This is a genomic window from Thalassotalea agariperforans, assembly GCF_053470345.1.
The window spans coordinates 74,652-96,700 of sequence record NZ_JBQMWH010000010.1 but is presented as its reverse complement, the minus strand read 5'-3'; the positions used below and the strand labels follow the sequence as shown (position 1 = coordinate 96,700).

At 38.6% G+C, this 22,049-nt stretch carries 12 protein-coding genes; 11 read left to right on the top strand and 1 reads right to left on the bottom strand.

Annotated features, from left to right (window positions below; all coding sequences use genetic code 11):
• Nucleotides 1-51: 51 nt before the first annotated feature.
• The 6 genes from fghA to ACSLUO_RS13070 all read left to right on the top strand — a co-directional run bounded on the left by fghA (nt 52) and on the right by ACSLUO_RS13070 (nt 11,329).
• Nucleotides 52-903, top strand: coding sequence for an S-formylglutathione hydrolase (gene fghA, locus ACSLUO_RS13095; RefSeq protein WP_448249151.1), 852 nt, complete (start codon nt 52-54; stop codon nt 901-903).
• Between the two features lie 198 nt (nt 904-1,101).
• The gene (locus ACSLUO_RS13090; RefSeq protein ID WP_448249081.1) at nt 1,102-1,980 is read left to right on the top strand and encodes a substrate-binding periplasmic protein; all 879 of its coding nucleotides are present in this window, start codon (nt 1,102-1,104) and stop codon (nt 1,978-1,980) included.
• Nucleotides 1,981-2,225: 245 nt separating this feature from the next.
• Nucleotides 2,226-3,983: a sulfatase family protein gene (locus ACSLUO_RS13085; RefSeq protein WP_448249080.1), complete on the top strand. Its 1,758-nt coding sequence runs from the start codon at nt 2,226-2,228 to the stop codon at nt 3,981-3,983.
• A gap of 18 nt (nt 3,984-4,001) precedes the next feature.
• Entirely contained in the window at nt 4,002-6,827 is a 2,826-nt protein-coding gene (locus ACSLUO_RS13080) for a family 78 glycoside hydrolase catalytic domain (protein WP_448249078.1), read from the top strand.
• 434 nt (nt 6,828-7,261) lie between these two features.
• A complete protein-coding gene (locus tag ACSLUO_RS13075) occupies nt 7,262-9,100 on the top strand; it encodes a BNR-4 repeat-containing protein (RefSeq protein WP_448249077.1) in 1,839 nt (612 codons plus the stop codon).
• Nucleotides 9,101-9,280: 180 nt separating this feature from the next.
• On the top strand, nt 9,281-11,329 hold the full coding sequence (locus tag ACSLUO_RS13070) for a TonB-dependent receptor (RefSeq protein ID WP_448249076.1): 2,049 nt from the start codon (nt 9,281-9,283) through the stop codon (nt 11,327-11,329).
• Between the two features lie 58 nt (nt 11,330-11,387).
• On the opposite strand, the gene ACSLUO_RS13065 is transcribed toward ACSLUO_RS13070, so the two are convergent.
• Nucleotides 11,388-12,935 (bottom strand): carbon-nitrogen hydrolase family protein, encoded by a 1,548-nt coding sequence (locus tag ACSLUO_RS13065; protein ID WP_448249075.1) that lies wholly within the window; start codon nt 12,933-12,935, stop codon nt 11,388-11,390.
• Nucleotides 12,936-13,258: 323 nt separating this feature from the next.
• Here ACSLUO_RS13065 and nhaA point away from each other — a divergent pair, with 323 nt between their 5' ends.
• From nhaA to ACSLUO_RS13040, 5 genes are all read left to right on the top strand, one after another.
• Nucleotides 13,259-14,650 (top strand): Na+/H+ antiporter NhaA, encoded by a 1,392-nt coding sequence (gene nhaA / locus ACSLUO_RS13060; RefSeq protein ID WP_448249073.1) that lies wholly within the window; start codon nt 13,259-13,261, stop codon nt 14,648-14,650.
• Nucleotides 14,651-14,964: 314 nt separating this feature from the next.
• Nucleotides 14,965-16,050: an efflux RND transporter periplasmic adaptor subunit gene (locus ACSLUO_RS13055; RefSeq protein ID WP_448249071.1), complete on the top strand. Its 1,086-nt coding sequence runs from the start codon at nt 14,965-14,967 to the stop codon at nt 16,048-16,050.
• 10 nt (nt 16,051-16,060) lie between these two features.
• Nucleotides 16,061-19,207, top strand: a complete 3,147-nt coding sequence (locus ACSLUO_RS13050) for an efflux RND transporter permease subunit (protein ID WP_448249069.1) — start codon at nt 16,061-16,063, stop codon at nt 19,205-19,207.
• Nucleotides 19,208-19,474: 267 nt separating this feature from the next.
• Nucleotides 19,475-20,590 (top strand): phosphoserine transaminase, encoded by a 1,116-nt coding sequence (locus ACSLUO_RS13045; RefSeq protein WP_448249067.1) that lies wholly within the window; start codon nt 19,475-19,477, stop codon nt 20,588-20,590.
• A gap of 159 nt (nt 20,591-20,749) precedes the next feature.
• Nucleotides 20,750-21,919 carry a phosphoglycerate dehydrogenase gene (locus ACSLUO_RS13040; protein WP_448249065.1) on the top strand — a complete coding sequence of 390 codons (1,170 nt, stop codon included), beginning with the start codon at nt 20,750-20,752 and terminating at the stop codon, nt 21,917-21,919.
• Nucleotides 21,920-22,049: the final 130 nt, after the last annotated feature.

Here is a 22,049-nt window from a genome sequence, read left to right as displayed (position 1 = left end):
TTAAAGACACAAAACAGCAGTTACCAATATTCAGTGACCAATAAGTTAAATATTATGTTAGAAAAAGTATCAGAAAACAAAGTTGCTGGTGGTTTTCATCAGCAATATCAACATCAATCAAATGTTCTTTCTTGTCAAATGCGCTTTGCTGTATTTATGCCGCCACAAGCAAGCGCACAACATAAAGTACCAGTGTTATATTGGTTGTCAGGTTTAACTTGCAGTGACGAAAATTTTATGCAAAAAGCGGGTGCCTTTAAAAAAGCGGCAGAGCTTGGTATTGCTATTGTTGCGCCAGATACTAGCCCGCGTGGTGAAGGTGTACCTGATGATAGCGAGGGCGCTTACGATTTAGGTTTAGGTGCAGGTTTTTATGTAAATGCAACCGAGCAACCTTGGTCTACACATTATCAAATGTATGATTATATTGTGAAAGAGTTACCGGTATTAATCGAAAATAACTTTCCTGTATCAAAAAATAAGTCGATCAGCGGACATTCAATGGGGGGGCATGGAGCGCTTACTATAGCGTTAAAAAATTCAACCATGTATCAATCGGTTTCGGCGTTTAGCCCAATAGTGAACCCTATGAATTGCCCTTGGGGGCAAAAAGCATTTACCGCTTATTTGGGAGTGGATACGGCTAATTGGCAGCAATATGATACTTGCCATTTAATAAAAAATACGGTTAGTAACATTCCAATGCTGGTGTCACAAGGTAGTCAAGATAACTTCTTGGAAGAGCAATTAAAGCCTGAATTATTACAATTAGCAGCACAGCAAGTGGGGTATCCGCTGACCTTAAATATGGAAGAGGGTTATGATCATAGTTACTTTTTTATCAGTAGTTTTATTGACCAGCATTTAAGCTACCATGCTAAACATCTAGGGTTGATTGATTAAAATTTACTATAATGGCACCAGTACTGTTATTGTGATTTTTTATTGGCAGCATGATAAATGCGCGCATTTAGGTTTATTTTTTATTCTGCACCATGTTTTATCAAATGGTGCTAAGGTTACATATTAAATACTCAGGAATGACTTTTTATTAGCGTTTTGTATTAAGATTTGTTTACTTAGTAATAAGTGGTAGGTGTTATGCGTTTTTTAGTTGTGAGTTTTATCTTTTTCTCGTTCAGCACATTGGCGATTGATGTTGTTAAATTTGGCAAGCCGAGAATGCATAATGATCCACGCATGCCATATAAATATGAGATTTTAGAACAAGCACTGATTGCTACCCAAGATACATACGGTGCTTATAAAATTGAGCAAACGGTGCCTTATCGTGTGCCACAACGTGCCATTTTAGATATTCAATCAGGTAAAGAGATAAATCTTTTTATGGCAATTACCAAGCCTGAATTGGAAGCCAAGTCATTAGCGATAAAAATCCCGTTAAAGCGTGGTGTAATGAACTACCGGTTATTAACCATCAACCAAAATAATCAAGCTGACTTCGCTCAAATAGAAAATATCAATCAATTAAAAAATAAGCTGGCCGGCCTTCGTCAGGGTTGGACCACTTCTGACGTTTTTAGAAAACACCAGTTTAATTTTTTTGAAGTTAGTACCCTTGATGGGCTTTTTCCTATGTTAGCGTCAGGACGGATTGATTATATTCCACTTGCGGTTAACGATATTGCCGACGATTTACTACTGCGCAAAGAAAAATTTACTGAGTTGGCGGTGGAAAAAACGATAGCACTTTATATTAAGTCACCCTTTTATATTTTTGTTTCTCCAAAAGAGCCAAGGTTAGCCAAGCGCATTGAAGAAGGCTTAGAAAGAATGATCGCCGATGGCACTTATAAAAAAATATTTTATCGCCATTTTGGTGACAAACTAACAAAAGCAGAATTAAATAAGCGCAAAGTGTTTGTCATAGAAAACCCTTATCTACCTCAAGATACTAAACTAAACAGAGCCGAATTGTGGTTTGAGTTTGATGAAGAATTAGCAATTAAGCCTAAATAATTTGTTTCATCTTGTTTCTTTATAAATCCTCAAAGCAATATTGTTTTATTACCTCATAACTAATAATCCCATTATTTATATTGAATCTTTGTGTTTAAATTTGATTTTATTTAACATATCATGATTAATATTGATTTTATTTTGCTTTTTATCTGCTAAAGAGCTGTGCTTTTTTAGTAAGTAAATAAAGCTATAAAACTCATACTAAACATGAGTAATAACCATAATGCTATAAGATTAAGAATATGAAATTTTATTTAAAATGGGGTTTGATTTCCTTTTTGTTCGTTGGAATAAGTGCCTGTGAACAACAAAACCGCAAAAACTTAAGCGTAGAAAATACATCTTCAGTTGTAAAAACTGAGAAGGTAAAACCTAATATTTTATGGTTAGTTGTTGAGGATATGAGCCCAATCTTACCGGACTATGGCGACAATACCATCAGTACACCAACGATAAGCAGCTTAGCCAAAGAAGGGGTTAAATATACCAATGTTTATTCTACTTCGGGTGTTTGTTCACCAAGTAGGGCTGCTTTAGCACTTGGTATGTACCCATCGGCTATTGGTGCTAATCATATGCGAACAACATCTAATACTGAACAAACAGGTTTACCAAAGTACGAAGCGGTACCACCCGCTCAAGCTAAAATGCTAAGTCAGTACATGCGTGAGCAAGGTTATTACACCACCAATAATTTAAAAACCGATTACCAATTTGAGGCACCTAAAGCGGCTTGGCATGAAAGTGGTCCTTACGCCCATTGGCGTAACCGCCCAGCCGATAAACCATTTTTTGCAGTTTTTAATTTTACTACTACCCATGAGTCAGGTTTGTTCGAACCTTATGGTTTTCGAAAAATAGAATCTCGTCACTATTTTTCAGATGATGCCAAACGCATTGCTGAATTGCCTCAACATCATTCCATAAAAACCAAAGAAAGCGAAACAGCTGTTCATTTATCTAAAGATACGCAGTTTAATATTCCACCGTATTTACCTGATACAGATGTTGTTCGTCGCGACATGTGGAAAATGTATAACAATTTGGCTGAAACTGATCGACAAATGGGGGCGATTTTACAGCAGTTAAAAGACGACGGTTTATACGACAATACCATAATTGTCTTTTATTCTGATCATGGTGGTCCTTTACCTCGTCAAAAACGCTTAATTTATGACAGTGGCTTAAAAGTGCCAATGATCATTCGTTTCCCTGACAAAAACCAAGCAGGAACGGTTGATGATCAGCTAATAAGTTTTATTGATTTTGCCCCAACAACGATGGCATTAGCGGGTATTTCAGTACCTGAATATATGCATGGCCGTAATTTTATTAACAACCTTAATAAACCGCGTGATTATATTCATGCCGCTGCCGATCGTTTTGATGAAGTCACTGATGCTATTCGTGCGGTTAAAGATAAGCGTTTTAAATACATACGTAATTATCGTCCAGAGCAAGGTTATTATTTACCACTAGCGTACCGTGAAAAAATTCCAACGATGCAAGAGTTATTACGTTTAAAAGCTGCAGGCCAATTAAATGAATTTCAAGCACAATGGTTTAGAGAGAAAAAACCGAAAGAAGAGTTATTTGATACGATAAATGACCCTCATGAATTACATAATCTGGCGACAGATCCTCAGCATCAAAAGACGCTTAATCGCCTTAGTGCGGAAATGGATAGATGGTTAGCAGATATCGGTGATACGCCTAATAAACCAGAGAGACAATTGATTGATAATTTGTGGCAAGGCCAGACTACTAAGCCGCAAACAAAAGCGCCACAGGTTGAGTTTGTTGATGGTGTAGTAACCATTAATAATGAAACTTTAGGTGCAACTATCGCGTATCAAATTATTAAAGAAGGTGTTGAACCAAGCTTGTGGCAGTTGTACCAAGCTCCATTTACAGCACCAGCAGGTACCGAAATTAACGTACTCGCGCATCGAATTGGTTACCAAGAAAGTAAAACTAACAGTTATACCGTTAGTTACTAATTATTCAACGGAGTATTCATGTCAACTTATCTATTAAGTTATCAAACAACGAAAAAAAGTTTTAGCTATTTTTCGAAAGCACTCGGTGCAACAGCACTTTTGTTGTTAAGTGCCTGTGGTGATAAAACACCAGAAAACGCGTCACAACCAGTGGCAATTGTTGCTGAAACGTTAGCATCACCAAATGCATTAACTGTTGGTGAAGGCTTTAATGAGCCGCTAGGTTATTATGAATCAGCACCTCGTTTTTCATGGAAAATACCCGCTAATGCAGAGTCGGAATTTCAATCAGCTTATCAAGTGCAAGTGGCTTCGTCTCCTGCTTTATTAGACAGTGCGGCTGATCTTTGGGATAGCAAAAAAGTGCTTTCAAGTGAAACTTCTTGGATCAAATACCAAGGGCAAGCGTTAGCATCACGAGCACAGCTATATTGGCGGGTACGCATTTGGGATGAAAATTCGCAAGTATCAGCTTGGAGCGAACCACAAAAAATCGAACTGGGTTTATTAACGAATACTGATTGGCAAGCGCAATGGATTGGTCATCCCGATACAGAACTTGCTAAAAAGCCTTCGAAAGCAACATTGGCAACACCGCAATACTTCCGTAAATCATTTGAACTTACAAAAGAAATAAAACAAGCACGTTTATACATTACCGCCAAAGGGTTATTTAAGCCGTTTGTTAATGGCGTTGAAGTGTCAACTAAAGATGTAATGACACCAGGTTGGACACCATATCAAAAACGCATTGAAACGCTTACTTACGATTTAACAGAACAACTTAATCAAGGCGCAAATACCTTAGCGGCAAGTTTAGCTGGCGGTTGGTATTCTGGTCGTGTTTATAAATTAGAAGAACAAGATCACGTTTTACCACCGCGATTTTTAGCGCAGTTAGAAGTAACTTACACGGATGGCCAAACAGAAGTAATTGCTACAGACAGTAGCTGGAAAGCATCGCAACAAGGGCCTATTCGTTTTGCTAGCAATTATGATGGTGAACGTTACGAGCAAGCTTTTGAAATGCCTGGTTGGAACAACAATCACTTTGACGATAAAGCTTGGGCGTCAGTTGTTACTGAGCCACTAGATGAAGCCGTGCAATTACGCCCTAAACGTCATGAGCCGATCCGTTTTATTGATGAGTTGCCGGTTGATACAATTGTTAGCCATAAAGATGATGTTGTCATCTTTGATTTTGGTCAAAATATGGTTGGTGTACCACGCGTTAATATTCCGGTAATTGCTGGGCAAGAAGTGCGAATTCGTTTTGCTGAAGCACTTCATAAAGGCGAGTTTTACACAGAGAACTACCGTAGCGCTTTATCGACTGATTATTATCTACCTAATCAAACGGGTGTGATTGAATATCAGCCAACTTTTACCTATCACGGTTATCGTTATATCGAAATAACAGGTTTTGATGCTTCAAAAGTACCAACAAAAGCTTGGGCAACAGCGTTAATTCAGCATTCTGATGTCGAACTATTTAATAACTTTGAAAGTTCACATGCAAAATTAAACAAGCTTTCTGAAAATATCGTGTGGGGCTTACGCAGTAATTTTTATGATATTCCACTTGATTGTCCGCAACGTGACGAACGTTTAGGTTGGACGGGTGATGCTAACGTATTTGTTACACCATCTATGTATATGGCAGATGTTTATGGTTTTTGGTCTGCTTGGTTAGAAAGTGTGCGTGAAGATCAAACCGACGACGGCATGATCCCGTTATATATTCCATTTGTTAAATGGATCAACTGGGCTTCATCAGGTTGGGGTGATGCGGCTACCATTATTCCTTGGGAACTTTATGTCGTAACGGGCGATAAAACAATTCTTGCTGATAACTATGACATGATGAATGGTTGGATTAACTACCACACTAGCCAAGCTAAAAATCATATCTCTAATATGAAAACCTTTGGTGATTGGTTACAGCCATACCCAGATGAAGGTCGTTTAAAAGATGGTGAAGGGGGTAACCGTGGTGACACTGATTATTCACTGATCTCAACAGCCTTCTATGCTCGTTCAGTTGAACTGACAATAAAAGCGGCAGAAGTATTAGGTAAAACTGACGATGTTAAATCACTAACGGCATTACATAACAAAATTGTTAGTGCTTACCGAGCACACTTTTTTGATGATAACTTATTACCTAAAAAAGGTTTAGCTACCCAAACAAGTTACTTATTGGGCTTAGAATTTGGTTTATTTAAGCCGGAAGAAAAAGCACTCGCGTTAGAAAAGTTAATTGAATTACTGAAAAAAGCGGATAATCATTTAAGAACTGGTTTCTTAGGTACGCCGTTGTTAATTTCAGTATTACAAGCTGCCGATCGTAGCGATATTATTTATGACTTATTGTTTAAAGAAACATATCCATCTTGGTTTTATTCTATCAATAATGGGGCAACGACAACTTGGGAGCGTTGGAATTCATATTCATTAGAAGATGGCTTTAACCCACAAGGGATGAACTCTTTAAATCATTACGCTTATGGCACAGTATCGCGTTGGTTTTATGAAGGTATTCTTGGAATAACACCGGCTGAAGCAGGCTTCAAACGTATTCATATTGAGCCACAGTTCGGTGATAAATTGACTCAAGCTAGCGGTAATTACCGTACACCACAAGGTGAAGTTAGTGTTGATTGGCAGATCAGTAACAATAAGTTAATGATGACGGTAATTGTACCTAAAAACACGACAGCTGACGTTGTTTTGCCTAAGTTACAAGACAATACACTGAGCATGAATGGCAAGGCGCAAGCGAGCAAGCAAGTCACTAACTTAACGCCAGGTCAATACACCTTTGAAGGTACATTAAACCTGTAACAAAATGCTAACCTGAACTCGAGATAAGAAATTAGCTAACAATATGAAATAAACATACTTTATGGTATTTCACCTATTCTAGCTTGATGTTTTTTCTTAGTACAAGGCAAATTTGAGCGTCAATAGCGAGTCTATTGCAATCAAATTTAACGCTGTAATAAGGAAAAACAGCTGCTAGAAAGCAAGTTGTTATCCCGAGTTCAGGTTAGGTATTTTAAAAGGCGCTGATTGTTATGATCAGCGCCTTTTTTATTTTGTCATTTCCCTCTTATCAACAGTTATCAATCAACGCATCAATAGCGTATCGAACAAAATTCATACATTGAATAACAGACAATAAACTGCAATAATGATCGTAAATAATCATAATCAGCCTTATTAGGTCGGTTGTGTTAAAAATTAACAAAATCTTATCAAAAGATTGAGGGGAAATAATGAGCAAAAAAATAACGCACTTGCTGAATAAAGTAGCTAAGTTCAACAAGCTGTTGTGTGCGTCGAGTTTATTAATTGCAGTTAATTACAATGCGGTAGCTGAAGTAACACTAAAACAGCAAGTTAAAATAGCTGATAATGGTTTACATTTTGATGGTTCAAAAGATACAGCCAACAATGTCAAAGCTCAAAGTGAGCAAGAACGAATAGATGACGCAACTTATCATTATCATTTTGGTAGAAACATTTCTGCTCACGGCGATGCAGTAAAAACGTATAAACATTATGTGTTTATGACTTGGTATCGTGGTGGTAAAAACGATCGCCATGTTATGTTGTCTCGCTATAACACAATATCAAAACAGTTAAAAACTATTGAATTTCCTCATCAACATACCGGCTATCAAGGTAACTGGTGGATAGGTGAGTCTCACAATACCATTGGTTTAGCGGTAAGCCCAATTAACGGTACTATTCATATGGTGTACGACATGCACGCTTATGATGACAATAACTATGGCGGTAATTTTAAAGATGACTTTTTCCGTTATTCTTATAGTGTTGCTGGTGCTGCAGATCTTGCTGATGACGACTTTACCTTAGATAAATTTGTTAAAGATACCAGCAGCATCAGTCAAGGTGCTGATGACTATAAGCATATTACGATGACGGGCGATATTGCAGATAAAAGTAACTTTGCTCGTTTAACTTACCCAAAATTTTTTGAAACAGATGACGGCACACTTTTATTGTATATGCGCTTAGGTGGTAATAATAACGGTGCTTATGTTTTTAATCGCTATGATGCCGCTGAACAGAAATGGTCAACTTTCACTCAATTTAATGAAAAAGATCAAAAATCTAAAGGAAATGCTTACAACTGGGGTCTGTACGGAAATATGAAGTATGTTAATGGCAAACTTCGTGTCGGTTTCCAGCAGCGCAGTGGTGATAATAACGATAAATATTTATATCAAAATGGTGTTTATTACGCCTATTCAGATCATCCAGAAGGTTTTGGTGATTGGAAAAACCATCAAGGTGAATCAATAACTTGGCCGTTAATTGATTCCGATGAAATTAAAGTATTTGAACCTGGTGATTACATTACGGGCCATACTGATGCCAACTCCGTATATATTGTGAGCGGTTTCGACTGGACGGTAACGGAAAACGAAGATATTCATATTATTAGTAAAGTGCGCTCAACTGATAGAAGCCGTGCCGATTTCCAAGATGTTGCTTTGCATTCATATAAACCAGCAGGTGCTGATGACTTTATTATTACCACTGAATTTGCTGGTGCCGATGAAATTTATACGGCAGGCGAAAATATTTATATTGTTGGTTTAGACAACGGTCGTCCGTATGTTGAAAAAGCGCAAGGTGGTACCAATGATTTTACCCGTGTTTATCATGCGACCTCTGGGCCGATTTTTGATCACGGAACCATACATATTGAAGATGGTATTTTATATTATTATTTAATGGAACGTACTTCGGGTAGTTCAATGCCGTTATATCTTCAACTGATTGATTTAGATGTTAATAGCGTTGAGCCAACGCCTGAACCAGAGCCAACGCCTGAACCAGAGCCAACACCTGAGCCAGAGCCAACACCTGAGCCAGAGCCAACGCCTGAGCCAGAACCAACGCCTGAACCAGAGCCAACGCCTGAACCAGAGCCAACGCCTGAACCAGAGCCAACACCTCAGCCAACGCCACAACCAGAATCAGGCAATGATGCTGCTAATACAGCAAGTAGCGGTGGTGGTAGTGTTAATATGCTGTTTCTTTTAGCATTATTCAGCTTAGTACTCGTTAGAAGAAAGTATTAATAGCCAATATACGCTAAAAAAACCGTGCTCAAATTATTGAGCACGGTTTTTTACTTTTAAGCTAAATACGACGCAAATATAGCTAAGCATTTTTTTAAAGCGACTTAGCTAATCTTCTGTTTTTTTTTGATATAATCAATCAATTACATATCTCCCCAAATTATAGACTGTTAAACAATAATGAAAAAATATTCGCTTTTATTTAGTGCTTTTTTAGTGGCCATTCAACCAGCTACCGCACATGAGTTACCCGAACAAACACCTGACGAAACTATTTTAATTGAGGGCTATCGTGCCAATAACTTAGGTCAAACCATCTCAGTTTCTGAGGGAGAGATCAGTGATATTGAAATTGAAGTAAGACCAATGTTACGTACCGGCGAATTATTAGAGTTTGTACCTGGGATGGTGGTTACACAGCACAGTGGTTCAGGTAAAGCGAACCAATATTTTTTACGTGGCTTTAATCTTGATCATGGTACCGATTTTAATACTCAAATTGATGGTATGCCGATTAATATGCGCACTCACGGTCATGGTCAGGGCTATACTGATTTAAACTTTATTATTCCTGAGTTAGTGAAAAGTATTCATTATCAAAAAGGCACTTATTATGCTGAATTAGGTGATTTTTCATCGGCTGGTGGTGCAACCTTTAATTTAAAAAATCAGCTAACACACCCTCAAATAAGTTTGTCGCTTGGTGAAGATGATTACCAACGAGTATTTGCGGCTGATCAAGTTAAAATTGCTGACGGTACTTTATTGCTTGGGGTTGAACATCAAACCTATCAAGGACCGTGGACGGATATTGATGAAGATATTCAAAAATTAAATGCTAATATCCGTTATGTCACTAAAGTTGCTGACGGTGATTTATCTGTCACCTTTATGGCTTATGATAATAGCTGGAATTCAGCTGACCAAATACCAACTCGAGCGGTTGAGCAAGGCCTTATTGATCGCTTAGGGTCAATTGATAACGATGTTGGTGGTAGTGCTAGCCGTTATAGTTTATCGGCACAGTGGCAAAATAAACACTGGCAAACATCAGCGTATTGGATCCGCTCAGAGCTAGACTTATTTTCTAACTTTACTTACCTACTTGATGATCCGACGCAAGGTGATGAATTTAAACAAGTTGATAGTCGCGATATTTTTGGCGGTTCAGTAAGTTATAACCAGCTGATAAAACTTGCCGGCTATAACGTAAAGCAAACGGTGGGAGCACAGCTACGAATCGATGATATTGCCGATGTTGGTTTATATCATAGCCAAGATGCGCAAGCGACAGCGGCAATACGTGCGGATGAAGTTGATGAACGTTCACTTGGTTTATTTTATCAGTTACAAGCCGATTTAACTGAGCAGCTAAGTGCAACTGCAGGTCTTCGTTATGACCACTTTGATGTCGATGTTAACAGTGATCTTGCCGCTAATAGTGGCTCTGCCAATGACGGTTTAGCAAGTTTAAAACTTGCTTTAAATTATCAAATTAATGAGCAATTAGCATCTTATTTTAATATTGGCCAAGGTTTTCATTCAAATGATGCGCGTGGTGCTACTATTGCGATTGATCCGCAATCAGGTGAGGCCGCAACACCTGTTGATTTATTAGTGCAGTCAGAAGGTGCTGAAATTGGGCTTCGTTGGTTTAATAATCAAAAGTTTAATATTTCAACCGCACTTTGGTTATTACAATTAGATTCTGAATTATTGTTTGTTGGTGATGCCGGTAACACTGAAGCTAGTCGTCCATCTCGACGTTATGGCTTTGAAGTTAGTGCTTATTATTGGTTTAACCCAAGTTGGAGTTTAGACACTGAGCTTGCTTGGAGTCACTCTCGTTTTCGTGATCAAGTTGCAGATGAAGGCAATTATATTGATGGTGCTTTACCGTTTGTTGCAAGTATGGGCATTAGTTATACACCTGCAGATTTAGGCTGGCGAGGTTCGGTACGTTATCGTTATTTTTCAGCTAGGGCGCTAGAAAGCTTTAATGAAGTAAAAGCCGATAGTACTCAAACGGTAAATTTAGCCGTTGCCTATCAATGGCAACATTTTAAATTAGGTTTAGATTGTTTGAATGTTTTTAACAGTACCGATCACGACATTGATTATTATTATGCTTCACGATTAAGTGGTGAGCCAGAAGCTGGCGTTGAAGATATTCATTTTCATCCGTTAGAGCCGAGAACCTTTAGATTACATTTAAGCTATTTATTTTAATAAAATTTTGTGAAGTTGCTAGCTAAACTAAGTTTAGCTAGCAAAGGTTAGATTTAGGTTATTTCCCTAACCAGTCAATTTTATAAAGATCTCGGCGGCGATCTAAATAATTTCGAACTGAACCTTCATTTTGCAGCTTATTAAGTTTGGCTAAGTCTAAATCAACAATTAGCGTCATTTCAGTATTTGGTGTCGTTTCTGCCATAATTGCATCATGAGGAAACGAAAAGTCAGAAGGTGAAAAGACCGCGGATTGTGAATATTGAATATCGGCACCATCGACCTTGGGTAAATTACCAACACTGCCAGCGATAGCGACATAACATTCGTTTTCAATGGCTCTCGCTTGGGCGCAACACCTTACTCTGAGGTAGCCATTTTTAGTGTCGGTCCAAAACGGCACAAACAATATTTGCATGCCTTCTTCTGATTGCAAACGGGCAAGTTCTGGAAATTCAACATCGTAACAAATTAGAATGCCAATTTTGCCAAAATCAGTGTCGAATACTTTAAGTTCATTACCACCTTGCATGATCCACGCTTTCTTTTCATACGGCGTTGGATGCAATTTATATTGTGAATCTACAGTACCGTCACGACGACACAAATAGGAAATATTTAATAGTTCGTCATCTTCAATAATAGGAATAGAGCCGGCGATCACATTAATGTTATATGAAACCGCTAATTTAGAAATGGCTTCCACAATTTCGAAACTATATTCGGCCAGCGCTTTAATTGAATCTATTGAGGTTTTATGGCTTTCGATCCCCATTAATGGTGCGTTGAAAAACTCAGGAAATAACGCTAAGTCGCATTGATAATCTGATAACGCATCAATAAAAAACTCCACTTGTTGGATAAGCTCTTCAACCGAGTTAAATGGTCGCATTTGCCATTGCACACAGCCTATTCTAGCGGTGGTTTTGTCTGCGCCAATCAGTTTGGCCTTTTCAGGATCATAATATAAGTTTGTCCACTCTAATAAGGTAGCATAGCCATGCGACTCTTTATCTTCGGGCAAATACCCTTTAATAACGCGTCTTACTTCAAATTCATTAGAGAGTTGAAAAGTTAAAATAGGATCATAAATTTCTTTTCGCTTCACTTGCTCAATATAAGCTTGTGGCGTTAAGGTTTTTGAATGATGTTTGTAATTAGGGATGCGACCACCAGCAACGATTGATTTTAAATTGAGGTTTTGGCAAAGCTCTTTGCGCGCTTCATATAAGCGTCTACCAAGACGCATGCCATGATATTTTGGTGATACAAAAACATCAACGCCATAAAGCACATCGCCTAAAGGATCATGTGTGGTTAAGTAAGCGTCACCAGTGATTTCATCATAAGTATGCTGATCACCAAATTTATCGTAATCAACAATTACACTAAAAGCGGCGGCAACAACTACGCCATGGTCTTCAATGCAAATTTGGCCATCAGGAAAGACGGTAAGTTGAGAACGGAATTTTTTCTCCGGCCAAGCACCGCCTAAATCAGGATAGACGGTATCCATTAAGCTTTTTACATAAGCAAAATCATCAAGAGTTAAGTGGCGAAGATTAAGCTTGTGCTCCGGTTCTTCTATCAAAGTGTCATCTGTCATTTTATTTCCTCATCTCACCTATATATTAGGTGCTGCTTGCTTTTGAATTAACAAGCAAAATAAATTTCTTATAAAAAGAAAGCATCAAATACGTTAACTGACAATGTAAAACAGACAAAATTCATTGGCGTATTTTCTTCTGCATATTAGCGCGAATTATTTCCTTTTGGATAGCAATATTAATGCAAAAAAGTGTTATTTATTTTTGTTTTTATAGGGGCATGGCAAGAACTGGCTTAAGTGGTATATATTTAAGTGAATTAAAGGAATTTATAGCGCTATACTTAATAAAAATTTAATAAAAATAATCATGGAATTTGCTTATGACCAATGCTTCAGAAAAATTTGAACATGAAAAAGTAAGAATGTTATACGCACCTTGGGAGCGTAATTTAGATCTTTTACTTACCCCTTTTGAAAAGTTTGTTAGACATCAAGCAACCTCAGGGTTAATTTTGATGTTTACCGCGTTATTTGCATTATGTTTGGCCAACTCCGCATGGGGAGATATCTACCGAGCAGTACTGCATTATCCCGTTTCATTTGGTTTTGGTAACCTAGTCATTGAAAAGTCGTTACAGCATTGGATTAACGATGGTTTGATGACCTTGTTCTTTTTTGTTGTTGGTTTAGAGCTTAAACGTGAGTTTTTAGTGGGGGAGTTGTCAACCATTCGTATGGCAACCTTACCTGCGGTTGCCGCGCTTGGTGGTATGTTGGTACCGGCACTTATTTATTTTGCTATTAACCCTGAGGGAGATGCAGCTCGTGGTTGGGGAATTCCCATGGCAACCGATATTGCTTTTGCCTTAGGTGTTATTGCCTTATTGGCAGGGCGAGTACCTAAAGCTTTGATTTCTTTTTTAGTCGCTTTAGCGATTGTCGATGATCTTGGTGCGATAATTATTATTGCCTTTTTTTATACCGAACAACTTGTTTGGTCAGCGTTATTATTTGCGCTGTTATTTACCTTATTGATGGTGATTTTTAATTTACTCGGTGTTCGTCGTACTGTGCCCTATTTTATATTAGCGGTGCTGTTATGGATGGCGTTAATGGCTTCGGGCATTCATGCAACATTGGCCGGTGTGATCACCGCTTTTACCATTCCGGCGTTACCACGTTTTGATCCATATGCATTTTTAGATCGAGTAAAAGAGTTAGTACAGCAATTTGATAACAGTTTTGAAGAAGGTGAAAGTATCTTAAAAAATCACCGAATGATTTCAACTTTACAAGCACTGCGAAAGGGGGTTGATGGTGTTGAACCCCCTTTGCAACGGATAATACATCAAGCGCATATGCCAGTGGCCTTTTTTATCTTACCTTTGTTTGCTTTGTTCAATGCTGGCGTTGAAATTAATTTCAGCGGTTTTACCGAAGCTTTGAAACAGCCTGTGGTTATTGGGGTGAGTTTTGGCCTATTATTTGGCAAATTTATTGGTATTACTTGCTTTAGCTGGATCGCCTTGAAAATGAATATCGTGTCTCTACCTAATGGCGTTAATATGAAACATATTGGTGGTGCGGCCGTCTTAGCCAGCATTGGCTTTACAATGTCGATATTTATTACAGAACTTGCTTTTGGCCAGCAGCCTATTCTGATGCAACAAGCTAAATTAGGGATCCTTATTGCTTCTATATTAGCTGGAGTTGTTGGTTATCAGTGGTTATATAAATTAGGTGGTGCAACTAAGTCTGCCAAAAAAACTTAGTTTCTCTATGTAAACTTGCGGCGTTAAATCTTACCTTTATGGTTGGCGATAAAATTACATAAAGCCCCTAAAGTTGTTTTCTCTTCGTTGTGGCATTTTGCTTAGCTCGTTAAGCAAGATGCCATATCGTGAGCAAGTCGCTTTGAAGATGGGTGCGATTTATATAAAAAAGATCATCATCTCCTAGTGTTAATTTTAAGTTAAGTCATTTACAATTTCGTTCGAATAATAGTTGTATCAGTTGGTATAAGGCCAAATTAGCCAATATTTAGTTAGAAAGGAACGAGGCAATAACAGTGAAACAAGGAATATTAATGAATTTTAAAAAGTGGCTAATTACCTTAGTTATTTTAACCGTGGTAGTTTTTGGCCTATTTACTTATAAAAGTAATTTGCAGGCAGCACAAGCAGAACAAGGTGCTAATATGCCTGAGCCTGCGTCTTCGGTAAGTGCTGAATTAGCTGCGGCTATTGCTTATCAACCAAGAGTAAAAGTGAGCGGTGAAGTACAAGCATTTAAACAACTAACTATTGCTAATGAATTAGCCGGTAAAATTACGGCCCTTAATGCCCAATCAGGTGGCTTCGTAAAGCAAGGGCAAATATTGTTAGAGTTAGATTACAGTGATGAAGCTGCCCGTTTAATTGCCGCAAAAGCACAACTTGTGCTCAATGAACAAACGCTTAAACGCTATATTAAGCTACAAAAAAGCAAAGAAATTAGTGAAGAACTTGTTGATCAAGCACAAGCATCAGTCGATATTGCTAAATCGAATGTCGCGGTGTTAACCACGGCTATTGATAAGAAAAAAATTACCGCGCCGTTTGATGCCAGAGTTGGTATTCATAACTTAGAAGTTGGTCAGTTTTTAGATAAAAACAATCAAATATTAACCTTAACTGGCGTTAACGAATTTATTTGGGTTGATTTTTATTTACCACAAGCTTATCAGGAAATTAGCTTGGGCACAGAGATTGAAATTACTCCGATTGGCAGCAATGAACAATTAATCGCTGAGATAATCGCGATTAATCCACAGCTTTCACAACAATCACGCCACCTGAAATATCGTGCGCAAATCAGCAAGGCTGAACTTTCACTAAAACCACATACTTTATTAAATGTTTCGGTACCGGTTGGTGTTGAGCAAACATTAGTGTCAGTACCTGATTTAGCAATTATTCGTGATCAACTAGGTAATTATATTTTTGTTTTAGAGCCGGCAGAAGCAGGGGCATATCGTGCGAAAAAAGTGAAAGTTGAATTAGCTGATCGCAATGGTGATACCGTGATGATTGCATCAGGTGTTTCAGCTGGCCAATTAATTGCTACCAAAGGGGCATTTAAACTATACCCGAATAAAAAAGTGTTTATTGCGCCACCAGCGCCTAGCGTATAGGTGACAACAAATGACAATTACTCAAAATAGTAAAACATCGGCAATGGACATTTTTGTTCGCAAGCCGGTTATTGCCTTAGTGTTATCAATTATTATTTGTTTAGCTGGCTTATGGGCAGTTTTTAAAATACCCGTATTGCAATTTCCTAAAATTGAAAGTTCATCACTTGTCATTGACACTTATTATATTGGCGCGTCGGCAGATGTTGTGCAAGGGTTTGTTACTGAGCCGATTGAACGTGTAGCAGCCACGGTACCAGGAGTTGAATATGTTGATTCAACAACAACGTCAGGCTCAAGTAAAGTCACCGCTTGGCTAAAGCTTAATCAAGACAGCACCCGCGCCTTAGCTGAATTAACCGCAAGGATCAGCCAAATTCGATATGAATTACCACAAGGATCGCAAGATCCCGTGGTTTCGGTTAGTCGTGCCGATCGACCGTTTGCTGTGTTTTATTTGAATGTTCATGCTAATGGCAATGATTTATCACGCATTACTGATTATTTAACCCGTCAGGTTAATCCGATCATCAACGCCATTGAAGGTGTTCAAAAAGTTGGTATTGAAGGCGCTAGAACACCGGCAATGCGGGTATGGCTAGATGAAAACCTGTTAAATGTTTATAACTTAAGTGCTGCTGAGGTTTATCAGGCTTTAGCCAGTAATAACAGTATTTCGACTATGGGCTATGCTGAAAATAGTCGTCAACGCATTGATATTGTTGCTAATACTCAGTTAACGTCGGTAGCTGAATTTGAAGAATTAATTGTGGCGGAAATAGACGGCGCAATTATTTATCTAAAAGACATTGCCAAAATAGAGTTAGCTTCAGAAGAAGCGAGTGTTACGGCTCGCTTAAATGAAAATGATACGGTTTATATTTCGGTGTGGCCATTACCGGGTTCGAACGAAATTGAAATTGGCGATCGTTTATATCAAGCAATTGAGGAAATTAATCAGTCGTTACCTGAAGGTATTAGTATTGATTTTGCTTATGATGGCACCCTGTATATGCGTGATGCCTTAAAAGAAATTTTTACCACCTTAGGTGAAACCGTTTTTCTTGTTGGTATAGTGGTGTTGTTTTTAATGGGCTCCTTTCGAAGTGCTATGGTGCCTTTAGTCACTATTCCTATTTCGATCCTTGGTGCTGTGGCTTCGATGTCGATGATGGGCTTTTCACTGAATTTATTAACGGTATTAGCGATTGTGTTATCGGTGGGCTTAGTGGTTGATGACGCGATCGTGGTAGTGGAAAATGTTGCTCGTTTAATGCGTCAAGGGATGTCAAAAAGGCAAGCGGCGTTAGCGAGTTCTCGTCAGTTATTGGTGCCAATTATTTCCATGACCTTAACCTTAGCCGCTGTTTATGCGCCGATTGGTTTTTTGTCTGGCCTAACGGGAGTGTTATTTAAAGAGTTTGCTTTTTCGCTGGCGATTGCCGTGATTATTTCCGGTATTGTTGCTATCACCTTATCTCCTATTATGAGTGCTTATGTAGCCCCCGAAGGCGGGCAAGAAGGTTGGTTTACTCAAAAAGTAAATCAAGTATTTGATAAAGTACATGATGCTTATGGCCGCTTGTTAGACCGATTATTTCAATGGCAAGGACAGCTATTTTTGGTAGCGTTTGTTGTTGCGATTTTAAGTATTCCTTTTTATATGAATTCGGTAAAAGAGCTGGCACCTGAAGAAGATCAAGGCGGTGTGTTTTTTATGGTGCAATCACCACCTGATTCGTCACTAACTTATAATGTTGAGCAAATGCATGCTGTTGTTGATGCTTTAGATGATGTTGAAGGTGGTAAACAAATTTGGCAGATTGTTTTCACTAATGGTGGTTTTGGTGGCTTAGAATTAGTTTCAGCTAAAGAACGTGATTTCACCTCAAGTGAACTTATCCCGAGAGTGTATGGCGACTTAGCGCAAATACCGGGCGTTGATATTATTCCTTTTGTCCCAGGTTCTTTGCCGACACCAGGCCAGTTACCGGTTGAAATGGTAATTAAATCATCGGCACCGTATGAAGAAATGAAAGCGTATGCTGATCAACTCGTTGGTGCGGCTTTTGCCAGTGGTCATTTCCTATTTGCGCAAACGGATTTAAAAATAGATCTGCCACAAGTGGAATTACAGCTAGATCGCCAAAAAATTGCCGACTTAGGCATGAATGTCGCTTATGTCAGCGAGCAAATGGGGGTGTTGTTATCCAGTAATTTTGTTAACCGTTTTGATGCTCGTGGTAAAGCTTATCGTGTGATCCCTATGGTTGATAAAGAGGTGCGTAGTAAAACCGAAGCTTTGTTATCACTTAATATTAAAACACCAGCAGGTGAGCTAATTCCTGTTTCTGCGGTTGCCAATTTAGCATGGAAAACCGTGCCAAGATCCTTAGGTACCTTTGCGCAACAAGGCGCTTTTCGCATTACTGGTTTAGTAGCGCCAAATTCAACCAAAGAAAACGCCCTAAATGCGATAGAAAAGGCGGCCAAAGAAATGCTACCAGCAACTTATAGTATTGATTATGCTGGTGAATCACGTGAGCTACGCAAAGAAGGCAATACCTTAGTGATGGTGTTGGCCATTTCATTATTAATTGTCTTTTTGGTCTTAGCGGTGCAATTTAATAGCTTTAGAGATCCGTTAGTGGTGTTATTAGGTTGTGTGCCATTAGCTCTTTCTGGGGCGTTATCGCTTGCTTATGTTGAATTGACAACCATTAATATCTATTCACAAATTGGTTTAATTACTTTGATAGGCTTGATCGCTAAAAATGGTATTTTAATTGTTGAATTTGCTAATCATGTGCAAGAACAAGGTCGAAGCAAATTAGAAGCGGTAAAAGAAGCGGCGACGACCCGTTTACGTCCTATTTTAATGACGACAGCTGCAACGATTTTAGGGCATTTTCCGCTGGTATTAGTTACCGGTGCTGGTGCCGAAGCACGTAATAGTATTGGTATTATTTTAGTGGCGGGTATGTTTATTGGCACTATTTTTACTTTGTTTATTTTACCGAGCTTTTATTTATTGTTAGCGGAAAAACGCCACGCAATAGTTGATGCCGATGATGAGCTTTATACCTATATTGAAGAAGGTCACCCGTTAGATGCAGCAGAGCCTGATGGTGCCGAAACGGCAGCGTTGACTAAATAGGCGGTAGTGAGCTTATCGCTCAATGTGCTTAAATATCCAGAGTTCAGGTTAAATAATATGAGACAAAAAAGCGAGCAGTATAATACTGCTCGCTTTTTTATTGGCCGTTATATTTGCTTTTTTGTTCATTATTTTTTTAACTATTTTCACATCGCAATAGTTGAGCATTGACCGAAATTCAGGCACTATCGGTTAACTTTTTTGAATCTGCTTATGCAAAAAATTAGCGCGATCGTTCCCGCTAACTTTACTTCTTGAGGAATATCAATGAAACCTAGCCTTAAACCCGCTAATCCAAACTTTTCATCTGGCCCATGTACTAAACGTCCGGGTTATAATTTAGCTGCGTTAAATACGGCTTCATTAGGGCGTTCACACCGCAGTAGTTTAGGTAAAAACCAATTAAAACTGGCGATTGATGAAACTATTCGTTTATTAGAATTGCCTGAAGGTTACAAAGTAGGGATAGTACCTGGTTCTGATACCGGCGCTATGGAAATGGCAATGTGGTCTTTATTAGGCCAACGTCCGGTTGATGTTTTTTATTGGGAATCATTTGGTGCTGGCTGGGCAAGCGATGTTGCTAAGCAACTGAAGTTAGAAAATGCGACGTCATATTCGGCTGATTATGGCCAGTTACCTGATTTTAGCCAAGCTAATCCCGACCACGACATTATTTTTACTTGGAACGGTACCACCTCGGGCGTTAAAGTAAATAATGCCGATTGGATCAGTGATGAGCGTACTGGCTTAACCATTTGTGATGCAACTAGTGCTGTTTTTGCTATGGAGATGGCGTGGGATAAAATTGACGTTGCAACTTTTAGTTGGCAAAAAGTGCTTGGCGGTGAAGGTGCTCATGGTATGTTAATTTTGAGCCCACGTGCGGTTGAGCGTTTAGAGTCTTATACACCAAGCTGGCCAATGCCAAAAATCTTCTCTTTAACTAAAGGCGGAAAACTTGTTGGTGGTATTTTTGAAGGTGCAACCATTAACACACCTTCGATGTTATGTGTCGAAGATTACCTTGATGCTTTAACTTGGGTCGATAACATCGGTGGTTTATCTGCTGCCATTGCTAAAAGTGAAGCTAACTTAAAAGTATTTACTGATTTTGTTGCTGAAAATGATTGGATTGATTTCTTAGCTGAAAGTGCTGATATTTGTTCAAATACCAGTGTTTGTTTTCAGTTAAAAGCCGATGAAGCACAAGTAAAAGCAATTGTTAAATTATTAGAAGCGGAAGAAGTAGCTTTTGATATTGGTGCTTACCGCGATGCACCAGCAGGTTTACGTGTTTGGTGTGGGGCAACGGTTGAGCAAGCTGACCTAGAAGCCTTATTACCATGGTTAACTTGGGCTTACCAAGAAGTAACCAAATAAACGTTACCGTTTAACAGGAACACTGTCTATTGAAGCAGGTATTATTCAGTTATGGTGATGTATTATCACTATAACTGTCTGCGCTTCGACTAACTCTATAAAACGTTTATAACCTAAAAACAAAATTATAACGATAAAAATAAATAAGAAGTCGACAATATGAAAACAATTAGAACGTATAACAATATAGCCAGCAAAGGCTTAGATCATTTCCCAAAAGATACTTATCGTGTTTCTGCTGACGAAGCCGCTCCTGATGCCATTTTATTACGTAGCCATAAATTACACGATGAAACCTTGCCTGACTCAGTCTTGGCAATTGCTCGTGCAGGTGCCGGCGTAAATAACATTCCCGTTAGCGATTATACCCATCAAGGTATTGTGGTATTTAATACCCCAGGCGCGAATGCTAATGCCGTGAAAGAATTAGTTTGTGCTAGTTTATTATTAGGCTCACGTGGTATTACCCAAAGTATGAATTATGTTGACTCATTAGCCGGTGAAACCGATGCCCATGAGCTACATAAAAAAGTAGAAGCCGGTAAAAAACAATACGGTGGTGGTGAGTTAGAAGGCAAAACCTTAGGTGTGGTTGGCTTAGGCGCAATTGGTGCAAAAGTGGCTAATCTTGCACTAAGTTTAGGGATGAAAGTTATTGGTTATGATCCTAAATTAAGCGTTGAAGCGGCTTGGCGCTTATCAAGCCAAGTTAATAAAGCTGACAACTTAAACTCATTATTAGCACGCTCTGATTTTGTTACTTTACATGTTCCAATGTTAGAAGCAACCCGTGGTTTTATGAATGACGAAGCCTTTGCTGCGATTAAAGATGGCGCTAAATTAATTAACTTAGCACGTGGCGAATTAGTTGATGAAGCGGCGGTGATTAATGCTTTAGATACCGGTAAATTAGGCGCTTATATTGCCGATTTTCCTAGTGAAGCATTGATTAAACATGAAAAAGCGATTTTGTTTCCACATTTAGGGGCAAGTACTGTTGAAGCCGAAGAAAACTGTGCGGTAATGGGCGCGCAACAATTGGTGGATTTTTTAGACAATGGCAATATTGTTAATTCCGTTAACTTTCCAGCAGTAAGTATGGAGCGCACCACAGGTTATCGTATAACGTTTGCTAACGATAACGTTCCTAAGGTTTTAGGTACGGTACTTAACTTATTAGCCGACTTAAACATTAATGTTTTGGATATGGTGAATAAGAGCCGTGATGATATTGCTTATACTATTTTAGATATTGAACAATTACCAACTCAACAATTGTTAGATGCAATATCTGGTGTTGAGCATGTTTTTCATGTTCGTCATGTTTAAGCTTTAATAAGCTGCAAGATACAAGATACAAGGTACAAGGTACAAGGTACAAGGTACAAGGTACAAGGTACAAGGTACAAGGTACAAGGTAGAAGTTGCGAGATTGAGTTTGATGTGTAAATTGTAATCT